This is a genomic window from Labrenzia sp. THAF187b (assembly GCF_009363375.1).
GTDB lineage: Bacteria > Pseudomonadota > Alphaproteobacteria > Rhizobiales > Stappiaceae > Roseibium > Roseibium algicola.
In genome coordinates this window covers 788,588-806,861 of the sequence record NZ_CP045344.1, presented here as the reverse complement: position 1 = coordinate 806,861, position 18,274 = coordinate 788,588, and the positions used below count along the sequence as shown (strand labels likewise).

Annotated in this window: 17 protein-coding genes and 1 other RNA gene; 10 read left to right on the top strand and 8 right to left on the bottom strand. The window is 60.0% G+C overall.

The window, feature by feature from the left end; genetic code table 11:
• Window positions 1-82 precede the first annotated feature (82 nt).
• The 5 genes from FIV03_RS03755 to FIV03_RS03735 all read left to right on the top strand — a co-directional run bounded on the left by FIV03_RS03755 (window position 83) and on the right by FIV03_RS03735 (window position 7,957).
• Entirely contained in the window at window positions 83-1,963 is a 1,881-nt protein-coding gene (locus tag FIV03_RS03755; RefSeq protein WP_152508712.1) for an extracellular solute-binding protein, read from the top strand.
• Window positions 1,960-3,855, top strand: a complete 1,896-nt coding sequence (locus FIV03_RS03750) for an extracellular solute-binding protein (protein ID WP_152508711.1) — start codon at window positions 1,960-1,962, stop codon at window positions 3,853-3,855. The genes FIV03_RS03755 and FIV03_RS03750 overlap by 4 nt, the downstream gene beginning before the upstream one ends.
• A 63-nt stretch (window positions 3,856-3,918) precedes the next feature.
• On the top strand, window positions 3,919-5,043 hold the full coding sequence (locus FIV03_RS03745; RefSeq protein WP_152508710.1) for a microcin C ABC transporter permease YejB: 1,125 nt from the start codon (window positions 3,919-3,921) through the stop codon (window positions 5,041-5,043).
• Between the two features lie 3 nt (window positions 5,044-5,046).
• A complete protein-coding gene (locus FIV03_RS03740) occupies window positions 5,047-6,315 on the top strand; it encodes an ABC transporter permease (RefSeq protein WP_209009848.1) in 1,269 nt (422 codons plus the stop codon).
• A 10-nt stretch (window positions 6,316-6,325) separates the two neighbouring features.
• The gene (locus FIV03_RS03735; protein WP_152508709.1) at window positions 6,326-7,957 is read left to right on the top strand and encodes an ABC transporter ATP-binding protein; all 1,632 of its coding nucleotides are present in this window, start codon (window positions 6,326-6,328) and stop codon (window positions 7,955-7,957) included.
• 93 nt (window positions 7,958-8,050) lie between these two features.
• Here the strand turns inward: FIV03_RS03735 and FIV03_RS03730 are convergent, their stop codons facing one another.
• From FIV03_RS03730 to FIV03_RS03700, 7 genes are all read right to left on the bottom strand, one after another.
• Window positions 8,051-8,689, bottom strand: coding sequence for a hypothetical protein (locus FIV03_RS03730; protein WP_152508708.1), 639 nt, complete (start codon window positions 8,687-8,689; stop codon window positions 8,051-8,053).
• Window positions 8,690-8,779: 90 nt separating this feature from the next.
• The gene (locus FIV03_RS03725) at window positions 8,780-9,394 is read right to left on the bottom strand and encodes a hypothetical protein (protein ID WP_152508707.1); all 615 of its coding nucleotides are present in this window, start codon (window positions 9,392-9,394) and stop codon (window positions 8,780-8,782) included.
• Between the two features lie 182 nt (window positions 9,395-9,576).
• A complete protein-coding gene (locus FIV03_RS03720; protein WP_152508706.1) occupies window positions 9,577-10,842 on the bottom strand; it encodes a SulP family inorganic anion transporter in 1,266 nt (421 codons plus the stop codon).
• Window positions 10,843-11,022: 180 nt separating this feature from the next.
• Window positions 11,023-12,237 (bottom strand): lytic murein transglycosylase, encoded by a 1,215-nt coding sequence (locus FIV03_RS03715; RefSeq protein ID WP_152508705.1) that lies wholly within the window; start codon window positions 12,235-12,237, stop codon window positions 11,023-11,025.
• Between the two features lie 66 nt (window positions 12,238-12,303).
• Window positions 12,304-12,882 (bottom strand): histidine phosphatase family protein, encoded by a 579-nt coding sequence (locus FIV03_RS03710; RefSeq protein WP_152508704.1) that lies wholly within the window; start codon window positions 12,880-12,882, stop codon window positions 12,304-12,306.
• Window positions 12,882-13,832, bottom strand: coding sequence for an NAD(+) diphosphatase (gene nudC / locus FIV03_RS03705; protein ID WP_152508703.1), 951 nt, complete (start codon window positions 13,830-13,832; stop codon window positions 12,882-12,884). The genes FIV03_RS03710 and nudC overlap by 1 nt, the downstream gene beginning before the upstream one ends.
• 162 nt (window positions 13,833-13,994) lie before the next feature.
• Window positions 13,995-14,414, bottom strand: a complete 420-nt coding sequence (locus tag FIV03_RS03700; RefSeq protein WP_152508702.1) for an HIT family protein — start codon at window positions 14,412-14,414, stop codon at window positions 13,995-13,997.
• Window positions 14,415-14,545: 131 nt separating this feature from the next.
• Between FIV03_RS03700 and ffs the strand changes: the two genes are divergently transcribed.
• The 3 genes from ffs to FIV03_RS03685 all read left to right on the top strand — a co-directional run bounded on the left by ffs (window position 14,546) and on the right by FIV03_RS03685 (window position 15,423).
• An RNA gene (gene ffs, locus FIV03_RS03695) (signal recognition particle sRNA small type) lies at window positions 14,546-14,643 on the top strand.
• Between the two features lie 134 nt (window positions 14,644-14,777).
• A complete protein-coding gene (locus FIV03_RS03690; RefSeq protein WP_152508701.1) occupies window positions 14,778-15,038 on the top strand; it encodes a hypothetical protein in 261 nt (86 codons plus the stop codon).
• On the top strand, window positions 15,025-15,423 hold the full coding sequence (locus FIV03_RS03685) for a hypothetical protein (protein WP_152508700.1): 399 nt from the start codon (window positions 15,025-15,027) through the stop codon (window positions 15,421-15,423). Before FIV03_RS03690 ends, FIV03_RS03685 begins: the two co-directional genes overlap by 14 nt.
• A 13-nt stretch (window positions 15,424-15,436) precedes the next feature.
• Here FIV03_RS03685 and FIV03_RS03680 read toward each other — a convergent pair whose 3' ends face one another.
• Window positions 15,437-15,757: a hypothetical protein gene (locus tag FIV03_RS03680; protein ID WP_152508699.1), complete on the bottom strand. Its 321-nt coding sequence runs from the start codon at window positions 15,755-15,757 to the stop codon at window positions 15,437-15,439.
• A 215-nt stretch (window positions 15,758-15,972) separates the two neighbouring features.
• Here FIV03_RS03680 and FIV03_RS03675 point away from each other — a divergent pair, with 215 nt between their 5' ends.
• Window positions 15,973-17,832: a DNA polymerase III subunit gamma/tau gene (locus FIV03_RS03675; protein ID WP_209010004.1), complete on the top strand. Its 1,860-nt coding sequence runs from the start codon at window positions 15,973-15,975 to the stop codon at window positions 17,830-17,832.
• Window positions 17,833-17,921: 89 nt separating this feature from the next.
• Window positions 17,922-18,242 carry a YbaB/EbfC family nucleoid-associated protein gene (locus FIV03_RS03670; protein WP_006935456.1) on the top strand — a complete coding sequence of 107 codons (321 nt, stop codon included), beginning with the start codon at window positions 17,922-17,924 and terminating at the stop codon, window positions 18,240-18,242.
• Window positions 18,243-18,274 lie beyond the last annotated feature (32 nt).

The window sequence follows — 18,274 nt, the reverse complement described above, 5'->3', positions numbered from 1 at the left end:
TGACGCAGGGCCAACACGTCCCTACACTGATTCTCTAAACCCGTGATTTGGGTTCAGGAACCGGAAGGGGACGGAGAAGCCGATGGTGTTCAAATGGCATGTAGGGAAGCGGGCCGCAGCTGGGCTTGCACTGGCAAGTGTGGTGGTGATGTCGGGGATCGGATCCGTACCGGCTTTCGCGGCTGAACCGGAATGGCATCACGCGGCCGCCCTCAATGGAACACCCAAGTACGGCGCCGATGCCAGGCATTTCGATTACGTCAATCCCGATGCCCCCAAGGGCGGCACGGTTCGGCTAGCTGCCAGCGGCGGGTTCGATACGTTCAACATTCTGGCGCAGAAGGGCAATATCGCCCCCGGCATCCTGAATATCTACGAAAGCCTGATGGAGCCCTCTCTGGATGAAGAGGATATCAGTGCCCAATACGGTGTCTTGGCCGAAGCGGTTCGCTTTCCCGACGACTATTCCTGGGTCGAATATAGGCTCAACCCGGATGCAAAGTGGCATGACGGCGAGCCGGTAACCGCCGAAGATGTCATCTGGTCGTTTGAAAAGTCCATCGAGTTGGACCCGCAGCGCAAGTACTACTTCCAGAATGTCCAGAAGTCCGAGATTGTCGGCGATGGCACCGTGCGCTTCACCTTTGATGTCAGCGGAAACCGCGAGCTTCCCAAGATCATGGGCCAGCTGACCGTCCTGCCCAAACACTGGTGGGAAGGCACGAACAGCAAGGGAGAGCAGCGTGACATCTCCCGCACCACTCTGGAGCCGCCACTCGGTTCCGGTGCCTACAAGATGAAAGAGTTCTCGCCCAACCGTCAGGTGATCTACGAGCGCGTGCCGGACTATTGGGGAAAGGACCTGCCGATCCGCGTCGGCACCGATAATTTCGAGGAGATCCGTTACATCTCCTTCCTCGATGATTCCGTGCAGTTCGAAGCCTTCAAGGGTGACCAGTACGACTTCCATACCGAGCGCAGCTCGAGCCAGTGGGCCAAGCGCTACGACTTCCCAGCCATCAAGGATGGCCGGGTGGTGAAGGAAATCTTCCCGGACAAGTCCAGGGGTGTCATGCAGGGGTTCTTCCTGAACCAGCGCCGTGAGAAATTCCAGAACCCTGATGTCCGTCAGGCATTGAACTATGCCTACGATTTCGAAACCACCAACGAGATCGTTTCCGCCAACCTTCTCAAGAGGGTCAATTCCTATTTCGCCGGTACGGAGCTGGCATCCAGCGGTCTGCCGCAGGGCAAGGAGCTGGAGATCCTGGAGGAAGTGCGGGACATGGTGCCGCCCGAAGTCTTCACGGAAGAATTCAAGAACCCGGTTGGCGGCAATCCGCAGAACGTGCGCGCCAACCTGCGTGAAGCCGTCAAGTTGCTGCGCAAGGCCGGCTATGAGCTGAAAGACCGGAAGATGGTCGATCCGAAAACCGGCGAACAGCTCAGCATCGAATTCCTCTACCGTGACAAGGCCAGCGAACGCACCCTTCTGCCGTATTCGCAGAACCTGGAAGCCATCGGCATCAAGCCGATCCTGCGTCTGGTCGATACCTCGCAGTTCGTCAATCGCGTCCGCAGCCGTGATTTCGACACCGTGGTCCTGGCGATCGGACAGTCCCTGTCGCCCGGAAACGAGCAGCGGGAGTACTGGGGGTCTGAATCTGCTGATAACGAAAGTTCGGCCAACTATGCCGGCATCAAGAACCCCGCGATCGACAAGCTGATCGACAAGGTCATCTTTGCCGAAGACCGGGAAACGCTGGTGGCGGCCACCCGCGCGCTCGATCGCGTGTTGCTGTGGAACCATTACGTTGTACCGCAGTTCTACTCCGACGAAACTCGCACGGCACGCTGGAACCGCTTCGGCCATCCGCAACAGATGCCGGAATACAGCACCGGGTTCCCGACCATCTGGTGGTACGACGAGGCCCTGGCCGCCAAGACGGGAACTGCGAGATGAGTGGGGCCCTGACGACTTCCCGGCGCCGTTTCCTGCAAATGAGCAGCGCCGCGGCGTTTGCGTCGGCAGCGCCCTGGCCGGTGTCCACGGCCTTCGCGTCACAGACCGCATATCCGGATGGCCCCGTACACGGCTTGTCCGTATTCGGCGATCTGAAATACGGACCGGACTTCACCCAGTTCGACTATGTCAACAGGCTGGCTCCGAAAGGCGGAACGTTCTCGTTTCAGGCGCCTTACTGGTACTTCAACCAGAATGTCCTGACCTACAACACCTTCAATGCCTTCATCCTGAAAGGCGATGCCCCGCCCCGCATGGAGCTGTGTTTCGACACCTTGATGGTGCGCGCTTACGATGAGCCGGACGCGGTCTATGGCCTGCTGGCGGAAACGGTCAAGGTATCGGAGGACGGCAATGTTTTCACGTTCAGTCTGAGGCCTGAAGCCAGATTTCACGACGGCTCCAAACTGACTGCAGAGGACGTCGCCTTTTCGCTTCTGCTTCTGAAGGCCGACGGTCACCCCATGCTCAGCCAGCCGTTGTCGTCACTGAAGGACGCGGTCATTCTGGACGATCACAAGGTCGCGCTGCAGTTCGACGGTTCGCAGTCGCGCAACCTGCCGCTCGTCGTTGCGGCCGATTATCCGATCTTCTCCAAGCGCTATTACACCGCCTACGATTTCAAGCAATCGACCCTGACACCGCCCCTGTCCTCCGGTCCCTACAAGGTCGGAAAACATGCCGTCGGTCACTATGTCGAATACCACCAGGTCGAAAACTACTGGGCAAAGGATCTGCCGGTCAGGGTCGGGCACTGCAATTTCGCGGTTATACGGGTGGAGTTCTACCGTGAACGCCAGACGGCATTCGAAGCCTTCAAGAAGGGCAAGACCTTCTACCGTGAGGAATTCACGTCCAAGAACTGGGCAACGGAGTACAATTTTCCGGCTGTGGAAGAAGGCAAGGTCATCCGCCGCGAGTTTCCCGATGGCCGGCCGTCAGGGGCGCAGGGCTGGTTCATCAACACCCGGCTCGACAAGTTCAAGGACCCGCGCGTGCGCGAGGCTCTTGGATACGCCTTTGATTTCGAATGGTCGAACCAGAACCTGTTCTACGGGCTTTATACGAGAACCCAGTCCTTCTTCGAAAACTCCGACATGAAGGCGGAGGGGATGCCCACGGCCGCGGAACTTGCGTTGCTGGAGCCCTTCCGGGACCAGTTGCCGGAGGCTGTCTTCGGCGAAGCGGTGATGCAGCCCGTCAGCGATGGATCCGGCAATGACCGCAAGCTGCTGAAACGGGCGAGCGAACTTCTGGCCGAAGCCGGGTTTACCCGGACGGGGACCGACCTGATCGGCCCGGACGGAAATCAGCTGACGATCGAGTTCCTGAACAACACCGCCGCTTACGAACGGATCGTCAATCCGATGATCAAGAACCTGGAACGGCTCGGCATCAAGGCGAGCCTGCGGATCGTCGATCCGGCGCAATATGAGGCCAGGCTCAACGACTACGACTTTGATATCGCCAGCCGCAGGCTCAGCCTTTCGCCGACACTGTCGGATACCATTCGCGAGATGTGGGGCTCCAAGGCGGCGACAATTCCGGGCACCTACAACACATCCGGCATATCCAGCCCGGTTGTCGATGCACTGATCGACAAGGCCATCGCGGCGACAACGCGCGATGAGATGACCAACGCGGCGCGGGCCCTCGACCGCGTGTTACGGGCCGGTCATTACTGGATTCCGCAATGGTTCAAGAACGTCCACACTGTTGCCATGTGGGATGTCTACGGCTTTCCCGAAGAAACTCCGCGCTACTTCTTCCCGGTGGAAGAACTGTGGTGGATAGACAAGGAAAAGGCGGAAAAACTCGGTAAAGCCGGGTAATATTTCCAGCGAAACCTCGGGCCCGCTCCAGAAGGCCAAGACAAAAGGGACTGCACACACTCCATGGGCGCCTACATCCTTCGCCGCTTGCTGCTGATGATACCGACGCTGGTCGGGATCATGGCAATCAACTTCGTCATCATCCAGTTTGCGCCAGGTGGTCCGGTCGAGCGTGTCATCGCCCAGTTGCAGGGAACGGACGTTTCGGCGACATCACGCATCAGCGGCGGTGGCAGCGACATGCTGGGGGGCGGCAACGACACCTCTGGAGGCAGTGGCGGCGCAACTGCAGATTCGGTCAGTTCGAAATATCGCGGTGCCCAGGGGCTCGACCCGGAATTCATCAAGGAACTGGAAGCGCAGTTCGGTTTCGACAAGCCGCCGCTGGAACGCTTCCTGAAGATGCTGGGCGACTATGCCCGCTTCGATTTCGGGGAAAGCTATTTCCGCGACATCAAGATCATCGATCTGATTGCCGAGAAACTGCCGGTTTCGATCTCTCTCGGCCTCTGGATGACGCTGATATCCTATGCGGTGTCGATACCGCTCGGGATCCGCAAGGCCGTTTCGGATGGTTCGCGGTTCGACGTCTGGACCTCCGGTGTCATCGTCGTGGCTTACGCCATACCGGGCTTTCTCTTTGCGGTTCTCTTGATCGTGCTTTTCGCCGGTGGCTCCTTCTGGGATATCTTTCCCTTGCGGGGACTGGTGTCTGACAATTGGGAACAGCTCTCGTGGCCTGCCCGGATCGCCGACTATTTCTGGCACCTTGCCCTGCCTCTGACGGCCATGGCCCTGTCCGCCTTTGCCACCACCACCTTGCTGACCAAGAACTCGTTCCTGGATGAAATCCGCAAGCAATATGTGATCACCGCAAGGGCGAAGGGGTTGACGGAAAGCCAGGTGCTATACGGCCATGTGTTCCGCAACGCCATGCTGATCGTGGTGGCCGGTTTCCCGGGGGCCTTCATCTCGTCCTTCTTTGCCGGCTCGCTCCTCATCGAGACGATCTTCTCGCTCGATGGCCTGGGATTGCTCAGTTTTGAATCGGTGATCAATCGCGACTACGCGGTGGTCTTTGCAACCCTCTACATCTTCTCGCTCATGGGACTTCTGGTGAACCTCATTTCCGACCTGACCTACACCTGGATCGATCCCCGGATCGACTTCGAAAGCAGGGAGGTCTGATCGATGGCGACCGATTCAGACAGTGATGCAGGAAGTGCAAACTACGATTCCGGCAGTGGCGGACATGAGGCTGGCGGATATGAAGCCGAAAGCCGCGAGCGGTCCAGGGCGGCCTACTTCGAGGCCGCTATAACGGGTGATCGCGAAGCGTTTGTCGTCCCGGCACAGGGGACCAAGGCACGCCTTTCGCCGATAAACCAGCGGCGGCTGGCGAACTTCAAGGCCAACAGGCGCGGATACTGGTCGCTCTGGATCTTCCTGGTGCTGTTCGTCATGGCCATGCTGGCCGAATTCCTGACCAACGACCGGCCGATCCTTGTTTCCTACAACGGCGAATTGCTGGCGCCGGTCTTCGTCGATTACCCAGAAGAAAAGTTCGGCGGCTTCCTGGCGGTTACCGACTACCGCGATCCGTTCATCCAGGAAGAGATCAGCGCCAACGGCTGGATGCTGTGGCCGCCGGTGCGTTATTCCTACCGATCGGTCAACAATGATATTCCGGTCCCGGCACCCGCACCTCCCTCCTGGACGATGGACAAGGAAAAGCGTTGCTCGCGCTATCCGCTTGGTGCGGAAGATCCCAATTGCGTCATGGGCAACTGGAACTGGCTCGGTACGGACGACCAGGGCCGGGATGTGCTTGCGCGTCTCGTCTACGGCTTCCGGATTTCCGTTCTGTTCGGTCTGGCGCTGACGCTGGCATCCTCCGTCATCGGCATCGCGGCAGGGGCCGTGCAGGGCTATTATGGCGGCTGGACCGATCTCCTGTTCCAGCGTTTCATCGAGATCTGGACGGCGGTGCCAACGCTTTACCTCATCCTGATCGTGTCGTCGTTTCTGGTGCCCGGCTTCTGGACCCTTTTCACCATCCTGCTGGCATTTTCCTGGGTGGCGCTTGTGGGTGTCGTGCGCGCGGAATTCCTGCGCGGCCGGAACCTGGAATACATATCCGCAGCCCGGGCACTCGGCGTTTCCAATCCGGTGATCATGTGGCGGCACCTGCTTCCCAACGCCATGGTGGCGACGCTCACCTTCATGCCGTTCATTCTCAACGGCTCGATTTCCACCCTGACGGCGCTGGATTTCCTCGGCTTCGGCCTGCCGCCAGGGTCGGCATCACTTGGCGAACTGCTGGCGCAGGGCAAGAACAACCTTCAGGCGCCCTGGCTCGGGATCACCGGCTTCATGGTCATTTCACTGATGTTGAGCCTGCTGATCTTTATCGGCGAGGCGGTGCGTGATGCGTTCGACCCGCGCAAGAGCCTGGGGTGAGGAAAACAAGATGACAAAAGAAACGCTCCTCTCCGTCGAAGACCTGTCCGTTGCCTTTTCCCAAGGCGGCAGCAAGAACCTTGCCGTCGACCGGATCACCTTCGACATCAAGAAGGGTGAGACCGTCGCACTGGTGGGGGAAAGCGGCTCGGGTAAGTCCGTAACCGCTCAGTCGGTCCTGCGGCTTCTGCCGTACCCTGCAGCTTCGCATCCCTCCGGCAGGATCCTGATGAACGGTCAGGATCTTCTGGCGGTCGAGGAAGCCGAACTGCGCAAGGTGCGCGGCAACGGCATTTCGATGATTTTCCAGGAACCGATGACCTCGCTCAATCCGCTGCACTCGGTGGAAAAGCAGGTTTCGGAAATTCTGAAGATCCACCGGGGCATGAGCGATACAAAGGCGCGTGAGCGCGTGCTGGAACTGCTCAACCAGGTGGGCATCCGCGATCCTGAAAAACGTCTCAACTCCTATCCGCACCAGCTTTCCGGCGGCCAGCGCCAGCGCGTGATGATTGCCATGTCGCTGGCCAACGAACCGGATCTGCTGATTGCCGACGAACCGACCACGGCGCTCGACGTCACGGTTCAGGCGCAGATCCTGGAGTTGCTGAAGGACCTTCAGCGCCGCCACGGCATGGCGATGCTGTTCATTACCCACGACCTCGGGATCGTGCGCAAGTTCGCCGACCGGGTCTGCGTGATGACCAAGGGCAAGATCGTCGAGCAGGGACCGGTCGCCGATATCTTCGACCGGCCGCAGCACGCCTACACCAAGCACCTTCTCACCGCGGAGCCCAAGGGCGAACCACCGGCGACGGACAAGAGCAAGCCGATTGTCGTTCAGGCCGACGATCTGAAGGTGTGGTTCCCGATCAAGCGAGGCTTCCTGCGCAAGACCGTCGACCACATCAAGGCGGTGGACGGGATAGATGTGGAAGTGCGGCAGGGCCAGACACTCGGGATCGTCGGCGAAAGCGGATCGGGCAAGACAACTCTCGGTCTTGCGATCCTGCGCATGATTTCCTCCACCGGGCGGATTGCCTTCAACGGTGCCGAAATCCAGAAGAATTCCTGGAAGGAAATGCGCCCGCTGCGCCGGGACATGCAGATCGTGTTTCAGGATCCCTTCGGTGCGCTGAGCCCGCGCATGTCGGTGGCTGAAATCGTCGGTGAAGGCCTGCAGGTGCATTTCCCCGGTATTTCAGCCGATGAGCGCGACCGCAAGGTCGCCAAGGCCCTGGAGGAAGTCGGGCTCGATGCGTCCACCCGGCATCGCTATCCGCATGAATTCTCAGGCGGCCAGCGTCAGCGCATCTCCATCGCACGGGCCATGGTTCTTGAGCCGAAGTTTGTCATGCTGGACGAGCCGACTTCAGCCCTCGACATGAGTGTCCAAGCCCAGGTGGTCGATCTGTTGCGAGATCTGCAGAAGGCGCACGGTCTCGCCTATCTGTTCATTTCCCACGACCTGAAGGTCGTCCGTGCCCTGGCCAACGAGGTTATCGTCATGCGGCAGGGCAAGGTGGTGGAACAGGGCGCTTCCGAACAGATCTTCGATGCGCCCCGGACCGATTACACCAAGGCCCTGATGGCTGCCGCCTTCCGCCTGGAAGCAGCACCGGAAGGTGTGGTGAGCGCCTAATCCTGACGGACCGGTCAGCGCACATGCGCTGCCTTGTCCAAAGGTGTGCCGTCTGCCGGTCTTAAAGGACGGAAAGTGCACTCGCTTGAGCCGTTATCCTTCAGTAGCGGCGCGGGCGTCCGTACAGCGCGGCAGGCCACCATCGACGCCGTTCTTGCCGTCAGCCATCTGTTCCTCAAGATCGACATCGCGCAGCAGTGGTATGTAGCCGCCCAGCTCATCCGCTTTCAGATAGGTGCTGACCAGGATACGCGCTGGCCGGTGCTCGAAAGCCAGGCAGCCGTCGACGCCGACTTCCATATTGCCTTCGATCTTGTCCCGTTCAGCCTTGTCCATTGTCAGAAGGTACGTCTGAAAGGCCTTGAAGGCGGGGATCCTGTCGTCCGGTAGCCGGTAGATCGCAATCCGCCGGCCTTCCTGCAGTTCGGCGCTCAGCTCCGCCCGCTCGGCCTTGGACGATACGCGGACGAAAGCAAGTTTCTCCTCCATAACCAGTTTGCCGGTCTTCTTGTCCTTCACCGTCAGCATCATGCGTGCTCCGCCTTTCGGGATGCGGATGCTGGCCGGATATCTGACGGCAACCCGCAAGCCTGCCGGGTTGGTTTTCAGAATATCGAAGTTTGCCAGTTTGACCATGGTGGCAACTGGAACATGACTGCAGGCAGTCAGCAGAAACAGGGGCAGGCAAAGCATAACCGCAAGCAGCGAGCGGCTTGAAAAAGGGGTCGACATGGGAAGTGCGTTTCGATCCGAAGACAGGGAAGGGTGATTGTCCATCGCAGGGGCGGGCAAGGTCTGAGGTGACCTTGCCCGGTTCACCGGTCATGAACAGGGCGGGATCGTGTTATCGAGGTCCTTGCGGCTTGAAGCCTGCGTGTTCCGCAGGTCGAAATTCTCCGCCAGAGCCACGAAGGTCTCCAGTTCCGATGTCTTGAGATAAGTCGAAATCAGCATCTCGCCGGTATCGGCAGCATCGAGTTTGCAGCCGGTGACGTCGATCGACAGGGATCCGCCAATCGTTTGCTGACGAGACTGGGGCATGGCCAGATACTTGGCCTGCAGTGCCCGCAGTTCAGCCACCTGTTTTGCCGGGATCCGGTACACAGTCACCACGTTTTCCGGTGCCTCTGCACGCACTTCAGCTGCCTGTTCGCCGGTTGTGGTCCTTTGCAGCTCGATCCGCTTTTCCTGGACAACGCGCCCGGTTTCCTTGTCGGACAGGACAACATGAACCTTTGCGGCTCCATCCGGAACCTTCATTCTGTCGGGGTGACGGACCGCGAGCCGGAAGAGGTCAGGGTCGGTTGTGGCGGGATTGAACCCGTCGAGTGGGTCCGCAAAGGACGATGCGGTGCCAATGGCCATCAGAAAAAGAGCAATAAGAAGGGTTCTCGCGCGTACCCGAAGGTCTGCGCCGCAAGACGACAAAACAGACATGTGGAGTGGCTCCAATTTAAGTTGCAGCGATTAATTATCGTAAAGCAATAATAAATGAAAGCAGAAAATATATTCCTCGCACACGGCATCAGGCCTTTGGCCGGTCGTAGCCAAAGGGGAAATTGGGAATTCCAGCTGAAAACCTTGTGTTTTGAATGTCCTGCAGTCGGTGACCGGCCGTGTCAGCGTTCCGGCATCGACCAGTCGTCCGGCTGCTTCTTGCGTTCGCGCAGCCTGAGGGCAAGACCGATTGAAACGCCCACGCCGATGGCAACGGTCAGATCGATCAGGACCGTCAGAATCAGCGTGGTCAACAGCAACATGCGGTCGGCCATCGGGGCGCTCAGATAGGATTTCCACTTGTGCGGTTCGCTCATGCTCCAGGCTGTGAGAACCAGCAAGGCCGCCATGGCGGGCAAGGCAAGGTATCCGGCCAGGGGGGCCGCAACCAGCATGATCAGCAAGATGGCAAGCGCATGCACCAGCCCGGATACAGGCGTCTTGCCACCGGCACGGACGTTTGTGGCCGTGCGGGCAATAGCACCGGTGGCCGGAAGGCCGCCAAAAAGGGCGGACGCGATATTCGCGGTTCCCTGTGCCAGCATCTCGGCGTTTGGGCGGTGACTTCCTTCAATCATCCTGTCGGCCACCATCGCGGACAGAAGCGATTCCACTCCGGCAAGGAACGCGATCACGATGGCGGAGGGAAACAGTTCCACGACCCGCTCGACAGTGACGCTCGGCAGTGCCGGAACTGGCAGCGTGTTGGGCAGGGCACCGAAGCGCGAGGCTATGGTCTCTACCGGCAGGGTGGCCAGAACGACAGCCAGCGAGGCTAGCGACACGGCAACGATCAGCCCCGGAAAGGCCGGAGCCATCCGGCGCAGGACGACGATCATTACCAGCGTGACCAGGGCAAGTCCGCTGGCGGCCAGCGAAGCGGTGTCACGTGCCTCCCAGAGAACGGGAAGTTTTTCCAGAAAGTCCGCCGGTACCTCGGTGATCTGAAGGCCGAAGAAATCCTTGATCTGGCTGGAGGCGATGATGATCGCGATGCCGATGGTGAACCCGTTGACCACGGCTTCCGGCACATAGCGGATCAGTCTGCCGATCCGGAAATACCCGCCGATCAAAAGCAGTATGCCCGCCATGAAGGTTGCCAGCACCAGCCCGTCGTATCCGTGATCGGCAATGACGCCGTAAACCACCACGATGAAAGCGCCGGTCGGCCCGCCAATCTGCACCCGGCTGCCGCCAAGAAGGGAGATGAAGAACCCGCCGACAATCGCCGTCACCAGCCCTTTCGCAGGATCGGCCCCCGAAGCAATGGCGATCGCCAGGCTGAGCGGAAGGGCAACCATGGCAACGGTGATCCCGGCGACGAGGTCGGCACGGAAGAGCGGCAGGGAATAATCCTGCAATGTGGTAACGATCTTGGGGAGCCGCATGAAGGCACCGGAGAAGCAGTAAGGAAGGATGTGGATACAGTCTTCCGCACTGCACGCCCAAAATCAACTGTTTGTTGAAACGAGTATCCCGCGGCGCTTGGTCACGGGATACCCCTACCTGGAAACAGCAGTTTTGCGGGCACCTTGAAACACAACCCAGGAGGGCGGCCAGGGTGTGTTCTAGCCGACCCAGCAAGTCGCGAAGAAGCCGTTCTTCTCCTGATCCTTGCCGATGGACCGGCGGGTCTTGAAGCCGATCAGGCCGTCGGCGCCACCCACGTCGTGCCCCAGTCCCTCAAGCCTCTGCTGAAGGTTCCGTACCGCGCCTCTGGTTGTTTCCTTCATCGGTTTCCAGTCGCCGACAAAACCGCTGTTGTTGCCATACCTGTCCGCCAGGTGACCGACGAAGAGCGCATAGGTGTCACTCTCGTTGTAGTCCTTGATGACGTAGAAGTTTTCCGTGGCAATGAAGGCTGGGCCGTAGCGGCCGGCAGGCAGCAGGATGTTGCCCGGCCGGTTGACCTCGTTGGCCGGAAAAGGCTTGCCGCTGACGCGCTTGACGCCTTCACGCACGAAGTCGGAAATCTTCTGGCGGTTGTCCGGACCTTCCCGCGTACATGAGACGTTGTCGGGAAGATGGACTTCATATCCCCAGTCGCGGTCAGCTACCCAGCCATGTGCCGAGAGATAATGGGCAATGGAGGCCATCGTGTCGATGTCGGAGGTCCAGATGTTACGCTTGCCGTCACCGTCGAAATCGACCGCGTACTTCCAGAAGGAAGACGGCAGGAATTGCGGTTGACCCATGGCTCCACCCCAGGAACTTTTCATGCCCTGCCTGGATACATCGCCATTTTGCAGGATCTTCAATCCGGCGATCAATTCGCCTTTGAAGAAGTCCGGCCTCTGGCCCATGAAGGCCTGGGTCGCCAGAACGCGGATGGCGTCATAGGGGATCTTGGCCCCGCCATAGCCCGATTCCCTTGCCCAGATGGCCAGGATGATCCGGCTGGGCACACCGTATTTCGCCTCGATCCGCGACAGCACGGCCGCGTGTTTCTGCATCAGCGACCGCCCGCGTGGCACAAGGGCGTTGAATTGGCTGTCCCGGAAGTAGCGGCTTGGGGAACCGAACTCGGCCTGAAAGTTGATCTTGGGCGGCGCGCCCTTGCCGCCCGGCCCGACCAGCCCCGGCAAGGAGGTGTCGGGTGTCAGACCTTTCAGTTCCCGGTCGAGAGTTGCCTGGGAGATGCCTTGCTGGCGTGCCGCCGGAGCAACTTCCGAAGACAGGAACTGCCGGAACTGGGCATCATATTGGCCCGCGTCGGCGGGCAGAAAAGTAACGGCGAGGCAGCTCAGGGTGGCAAGAACAAGCTTCGGCAAACGGCAGATCACATCGGGCTCCCGGATCACGACAGGTCGGGGCAGCCTAACATGTTCCGGGTCTTCGTCCGACTGTGCTTAAAGTTCTGTCCAAGCCAAATTGCGACCGGCCTGGCTCATCAGCCAGGATTTCTCGAAGCGGTACCAGCTGCCGCCGCGTCTCTGGTCATGATGACGGGAAATCGGTGCGGCCATCAGATGGCACATCAGCAAGGTGCCGACGGCGCCATGACCGACGAACAGGACCGGGTCTTCCTCGGGAATGTGGCGCAGGGCGCTTTTGACACCATTGACGATCCGGTCCTGGGCGTCGATCGCACGTTCCCAGCCGCGAACGGAATTATACGGATCGGCAAAGAAAAGATCTGCGGTCCGCTCGAACTCTTCTGGTGGCAGAAAGCCGGTCGCACTCCGGTCATTCTCGTGCAGGAACGGAAGCGACCGCTGAAAGACGCGGAGGCGGGCGGAGAAGACCTGCGCGGTATCAAGCGCCTTCTTTTCGGCACTGGAGATTACCTGTCGGATGTCCTTGGCAAACGGCAGGACGGTGGCTTTCGCCGCGCGCTCCCGGCCCGTATCCGACAGGCCCCACTCGGGAACGGGAACGTCCGGATCGACAAGGACTTCCGGATGGGTCAGGTAAGCGCACCAGGTCATCAGAGCGTTCCGTCGAGCCAGCCCTTGATCAGTTCAAAGGCGATGGAAATCGAAGGCGGTATCTTGTGGCCCTCGGGATGCGTATCGGCCAGCATTTGCCGCACTTCGTCCCGGTCGCACCATTTGCAGGCTTCAAGCTCGTCGTCCTCGATGGCGATGTCGAAGGAGGTCGCCTTGCCGATACAGCCGAGCATCAGGTTCGCCGGAAACGGCCAGGGCTGGTTGGCGATCAGTCGGACGTCGCCAACGACGATCCCGCTTTCCTCCAACGTTTCGCGCCGCACGGCCTGTTCGATTGTTTCTCCCGGTTCCATGAAACCGGCAAGGGTGGTGTAAATGCCCTCCGGAAGTCGGGCCGGGCGGCCCAGCAGGGCCTTGTCTCCGCTTTCGTCGGTAATCAGCATGATCACACAGGGGTCTGTGCGCGGAAAATGCTGACCGCCGCAGGACGGGCAGTCGCGCCGATAGCCGGCTTCGGACAGATGGCTTTTCTCGCCGCAGCGCGAGCAGAACTGATGGGTGCGATGCCAGTGGATCAGGGCGCGGGCCTGGGCAAGTGCGCCCATGTCCTGCGGTGCAAATGCGTTCTGCAGGGCAAGGGTGCGCAAGTCGATAAGCTGAAGGTCCGTGCGATCCGCAAGGTCTTCGTCTGTCGCGGGCAAGGCCGTTGCGAACAGGGCCTCGCCGTTTTCCGGGCGCAGTCCCAGGAAAATCATCTCCTCCCGCACGGCCCCGAGCGAAAGGGCCACCTCCAGCCGATGCCCGGCGGTAAGGTTTTCGCCCGCGGCAAAGACCAATGTCCGGTCCGTCGACAGCACGATGCGTGTATCGGGCTTTTCCAGAAGACTTGCCAGATAGGCGGTATCGCCACGCCGTGTCGATTGCCGGTCAAGCGTGTTGCCGAGGAAACTCATTTCCATGGCCAGGGAACCGGCGGGGTTGGCGTTCATGTCAAAGTCCTTGGAAGAGAAAAGGGCGGGAGGTCAATCGATGCTGGTTCTTCACGTAGTGCATTTTCCAGTTCGGAGAAACCGCTTCCTGCCGGTGCCGCCGATCACATCTGAATGCAGATTGAAACAGCTACGAGGCAGGATGTTGGACCGCTCCGGCAATCAGTCGTCGTCACCGGCAAGGGCATCCCGCAACTTCTCGATCAGGGTTTCCACCCTGTCGTGGGAATACTCCTGCGCCGGAACCGCACCCCAGACCGGCCCGGGCCAGGCCGGATCGTCCCTGTAACGGGCGATCACGTGGACATGCAGTTGGGACACCTGATTGCCGAGAGCGCCGACATTCAGCTTCTCGCAGTCGGTCACTTCGCGCAGCACCCGGCTGGCCAGGGCGATTTCGCGCATCAACTGCATCTGGTCGGCCTCCTCCAGATCGATGATCTCGACGAGGTCCGACTGGCGCGGAATTAGCAGCAGCCAGGGATAGTTGGCATCTTTCAGCAGACGGACGGTGCACAGCGTCAGATCGCTGACGAAGTAGCTGTCGCCTTCGAGACGGGCATTGAGGGCAAAGGATGACATGAAACACTCCGGGCAGAATTTCCCGAAGGCTACACGCTTCGTGGCGGGTTTGGGAGTGTGATTTCCCGGCGAACAAAAAACCGTGTTGCCCTCTTGCCAAACCCCATCCTTCTTCTGATATAAGGCCCTCGGGAGGTTGGTGGTGGACGAGCCACTCGCCAACCGGGTCAGGTCCGGAAGGAAGCAGCCCTAACGAGCCTCGGCACGGGTCGCCGTGCCAGCCTCCCACCCTATCCAAAGCATCAGCTTTACCAAAAAGCACCGTCGGTTCTCCGCGGTGCTTTTTTGTTTTTCGGGCTCGGGCGCGCTGCATCTCAAATCGACAAGTTGACTTGCTTGGTACATTGGTACCATGATAACGGAATGGAAAAATCAGTTGAGCGCGTTCAAACCGGTGTGCGCCTGGAAAAACGGTTGCTGAAGGTCCTGAAAGGGCTCGCCGAACATCTGGACATCAGTCTTGGCGACCTGATCGAGGGCATGGCGCTGCATGCTTTTGAGAACAAGCCGCCGTTTTCGAAGGAGACGCTGGACAAGATCCGGCAACTCAAGAACGTTTACGACCTCGATCTGAGCGCGGCCGACAGCCACAAACTGAAGGATGAAACAAATGCCGGAGCTTAGGGATTACGCGCAGCTTTCCGATCGCTTCGAAGCTGGCCAGCTGGATGCAAAAGGCTTCAGCCATGTGGACCATATCGGCGTTGCCTGCGAGATGCTGCAGAAGTACGAGTTTCTGGAAGCGGCTTGCCGATATGGCAACGCCTTGCGTGGCCTTGCCTCCAGAGCAGGCGTGCCGGAGAAGTACAACACCACCATCACCCTGGCCTTCCTGGGCATCCTGTCGGAGCGGATGGCCGAGACGCCGCATGAAACCTTCGGCGAATTTCTTGCCAAGAACCCGGATCTCAGCTCAAGGGCGTTGATGGCAACGTGGTATTCGGACGCGCGGCTCGGGTCGCCAGGCGCAAGGCAACGGTTTTTGTTGCCGGACAGATATCAGGGCTGAGGAAACCGGGTAGCTACCGCGGTTTCCTGCTCAGGCGCTTGGCGTTTGCGCGGACACGCTTCGCATAGGGCCGTGTGCCCTTTGCCGCGATTGATTGCCCGCCCAGCCAGTATCGCTGAAACGATGTCATCCTATCACTTAGGAACGCCATGTTCACGGCAAACGCGCTTTCCATGGCAGCTGCAGCCTTTTCGCTGATCATCCGATGAAGCTCCGGATTGGTCCTGGCCGTGCCAGCCGCAAGGTTCGCGGTCCAGTTCTGGCAACGCAGGGCGATGACGACAGGCGCCTGGAACCAGAGGCTGAACAGGTCGTGCGAGAGTTTTCCAGACATATCGTCTCCCTGATGAAAACCGGCTGAAAATAACGGTCGGCAGTTACTCAATGCGTGGCTTGGGCAAAGGGTTCCCTGAAGGTATTGCGGCTCGGGGCAGTCCGACGCACAAAAACTTTCAAAAGCCCGTCCCACTTTTCGAAAAAATGGTTATGGTGCGGCTCATGGACGAGACAGGCTTTTCCGAAAGTGACGGCGGGCAGACGCCGGGGTTGATGGCGGATCAGGGCGCGGTGAAACCGGCGACCGACGATGGCGCTTACCGCGTTCTTGCGCGCAAGTACCGGCCGAAGACGTTTGAGGATCTGGTCGGCCAGGAGCCGATGGTGCAGACGCTGGAAAATGCGTTTGAAACCGGGCGGATTGCGCAGGCCTGGATGCTGACCGGGGTGCGCGGTGTCGGCAAGACCACCACCGCCCGCATCCTCGCGCGGGGCCTCAATTACGAAGTGCCGGGCGTTGCCGACAAGCCGACGGTGAAGCTCACCCAGGAAGGCACGCACTGCAAGGCCATCATGGAAGGCCGCCATGTCGACGTCATCGAGATGGACGCCGCCTCCCATACAGGCATCAACGACATTCGCGAAATCATCGATGCGGCCCGCTACCGCCCGGCAACGGCGCGCTACAAGGTGTACATCATCGACGAAGTGCACATGCTTTCGAACGCCGCCTTCAACGGTCTGCTGAAGACCCTGGAAGAGCCGCCGGAGCACGTGAAGTTCATCTTCGCGACGACGGAAATCCGCAAGGTGCCGATCACTGTCCTGTCGCGCTGCCAGCGTTTCGACCTGCGCCGGATCGAACAATCCAAGCTGATCGGTCTGCTGCGCCGGATCTCCGATGCCGAGGGCATCCAGATTTCCGACGAAGCCCTGATGCTGATTGCCCGTGCGGGGGAGGGGTCGGCACGCGATTCCCTGTCCCTGCTCGATCAGGCCATGGCCCATGGCGCTGGCGCCATCGAGGCGGAAGACCTGCGTCAGATGCTGGGTCTTGCAGACCGTGCCCGGGTGATTGATCTCTTCGGTCACATCATGGCTGGCCGGATCGAGGACGCCCTGGGCGAACTGCAGGCGCAATATGAGGTCGGTGCGGATCCGGCCATTGTGCTGACGGATCTGGCGGACTTCACGCACCTTGTCACGCGCATGAAGGTTGCGCCGAAGTCGGCTGACGAAGCGTCCGTGACCGAAGCTGAACGGGCGCGCGGCCGGGAGTTTGCAGAGCAGATTTCCGTTCGGCTTCTGTCCCGCGCCTGGCAGATCCTCTTGAAGGGTGTCCAGGAAGTTCAGTCCGCGTCCAAGCCACTGGCCGCTGCGGACATGGTGTTGGTGCGCCTTGCCTATGCCGCGGACCTGCCGGATCCGGGCGACCTGATGGCGCAGATCAAGAATGGCCAGAACCCGTTTGGCAGTGCGGCACCATCTGGTGGTGGCGGAGCACCTGCCGGTGGTGGCGGTGGTACATCCGCCATGGCTGTCGGCATGAACTACGCGCCCGGCAGTTCAGGCAGTGGCCCGACCATGCAGGCAAGCGCCCGTCCTCAGCTCTCGGCCATCCAGGGCGGCAGGCCTGCGCCTCAAGGAGTGCCGCAAGCCGCACCCGAACCGCAGGCTCAGCCGGCGTACAATCTCAAGAGCCTCTACGATTGCGCCGCCCTTGCTTCCGAGAAGGGCGACATTCCGTTCAAGGTCAAGATCCAGCGCCTCATGCGACTGGTGAAATTCGAGCCCGGCAAGATCGAGATCCAGCCGACGGACGACGCCCCGGCCGATATCGCCGGCGAGTTCGGCCGCAAGCTGACCGAATGGACCGGACAGCGCTGGTTTGTCGTGGTTTCCCGCAATCAGGGACGCCCGACCATCCACGAGGAGCAGGAGGCCAACCAGCAGCAACTCCTGTCCGACGCGAAGTCGCACCCCACCGTTGCCGCCCTGCTGGCGCAGTTCCCGGGTGCCCGTGTTGTCGACGTGAAGGTTCAGGTCACCGAAGAAGACGACGCTGCTCTGGCCGACCCGATGGTCAGCGATCCGCTCCTGAGCGAAGCGCTCGGGGATGACGAAGACGATTGATCCGCGCTTCTTGTTCTTCTAAATGCAGTTCCCAGATAGGTAAGGTCGCGGAAATCCGCGCCATGTGAAGGTTTGGAAGGAGTCGTTCCATGGATTTCCTCAAGATGATGAAACAGGCCAAGCAAATGCAGGAGCAGATGGGCTCGCTGCAGGAGCAGATCGTTGAGATCGAGGCCGAAGGCTCGGCCGGTGGCGGCCTGGTCACCGTGCGTCTCAACGGCAAGAGCGATCTGAAGTCGCTGTCGATCGATCCGTCTCTTCTGAAGGAAGAGGAAAAGGAGATCCTCGAGGATCTGCTGATTGCTGCCCACACTGAAGCCCGTGCCAAGGTCGAGCAGGCAATTCAGGAAAAGACCCAGGAACTGATGGGTGGTCTGGGCCTGCCCGCCGGCATGAAACTGCCGTTCTGATTCCAACTGAAGTGCGTGGCGGCCATAAGGGC

Excerpts from the sequence above, each read along its gene's own strand:
- FIV03_RS03755 (WP_152508712.1), top strand. The coding sequence starts at position 83 with ATGGTGTTCAAATGGCATGTAGGGAAGCGGGCCGCAGCTGGGCTTGCA.
- FIV03_RS03750 (WP_152508711.1), top strand. The coding sequence starts at position 1,960 with ATGAGTGGGGCCCTGACGACTTCCCGGCGCCGTTTCCTGCAAATGAGC.
- FIV03_RS03745 (WP_152508710.1), top strand. The coding sequence starts at position 3,919 with ATGGGCGCCTACATCCTTCGCCGCTTGCTGCTGATGATACCGACGCTG.
- FIV03_RS03740 (WP_209009848.1), top strand. The coding sequence starts at position 5,047 with ATGGCGACCGATTCAGACAGTGATGCAGGAAGTGCAAACTACGATTCC.
- FIV03_RS03735 (WP_152508709.1), top strand. The coding sequence starts at position 6,326 with ATGACAAAAGAAACGCTCCTCTCCGTCGAAGACCTGTCCGTTGCCTTT.
- FIV03_RS03730 (WP_152508708.1), bottom strand. The coding sequence starts at position 8,689 with ATGTCGACCCCTTTTTCAAGCCGCTCGCTGCTTGCGGTTATGCTTTGC.
- FIV03_RS03725 (WP_152508707.1), bottom strand. The coding sequence starts at position 9,394 with ATGTCTGTTTTGTCGTCTTGCGGCGCAGACCTTCGGGTACGCGCGAGA.
- FIV03_RS03720 (WP_152508706.1), bottom strand. The coding sequence starts at position 10,842 with ATGCGGCTCCCCAAGATCGTTACCACATTGCAGGATTATTCCCTGCCG.
- FIV03_RS03710 (WP_152508704.1), bottom strand. The coding sequence starts at position 12,882 with ATGACCTGGTGCGCTTACCTGACCCATCCGGAAGTCCTTGTCGATCCG.
- nudC (WP_152508703.1), bottom strand. The coding sequence starts at position 13,832 with ATGAACGCCAACCCCGCCGGTTCCCTGGCCATGGAAATGAGTTTCCTC.
- FIV03_RS03700 (WP_152508702.1), bottom strand. The coding sequence starts at position 14,414 with ATGTCATCCTTTGCCCTCAATGCCCGTCTCGAAGGCGACAGCTACTTC.
- FIV03_RS03690 (WP_152508701.1), top strand. The coding sequence starts at position 14,778 with ATGGAAAAATCAGTTGAGCGCGTTCAAACCGGTGTGCGCCTGGAAAAA.
- FIV03_RS03685 (WP_152508700.1), top strand. The coding sequence starts at position 15,025 with ATGCCGGAGCTTAGGGATTACGCGCAGCTTTCCGATCGCTTCGAAGCT.
- FIV03_RS03680 (WP_152508699.1), bottom strand. The coding sequence starts at position 15,757 with ATGTCTGGAAAACTCTCGCACGACCTGTTCAGCCTCTGGTTCCAGGCG.
- FIV03_RS03675 (WP_209010004.1), top strand. The coding sequence starts at position 15,973 with ATGGCGGATCAGGGCGCGGTGAAACCGGCGACCGACGATGGCGCTTAC.
- FIV03_RS03670 (WP_006935456.1), top strand. The coding sequence starts at position 17,922 with ATGGATTTCCTCAAGATGATGAAACAGGCCAAGCAAATGCAGGAGCAG.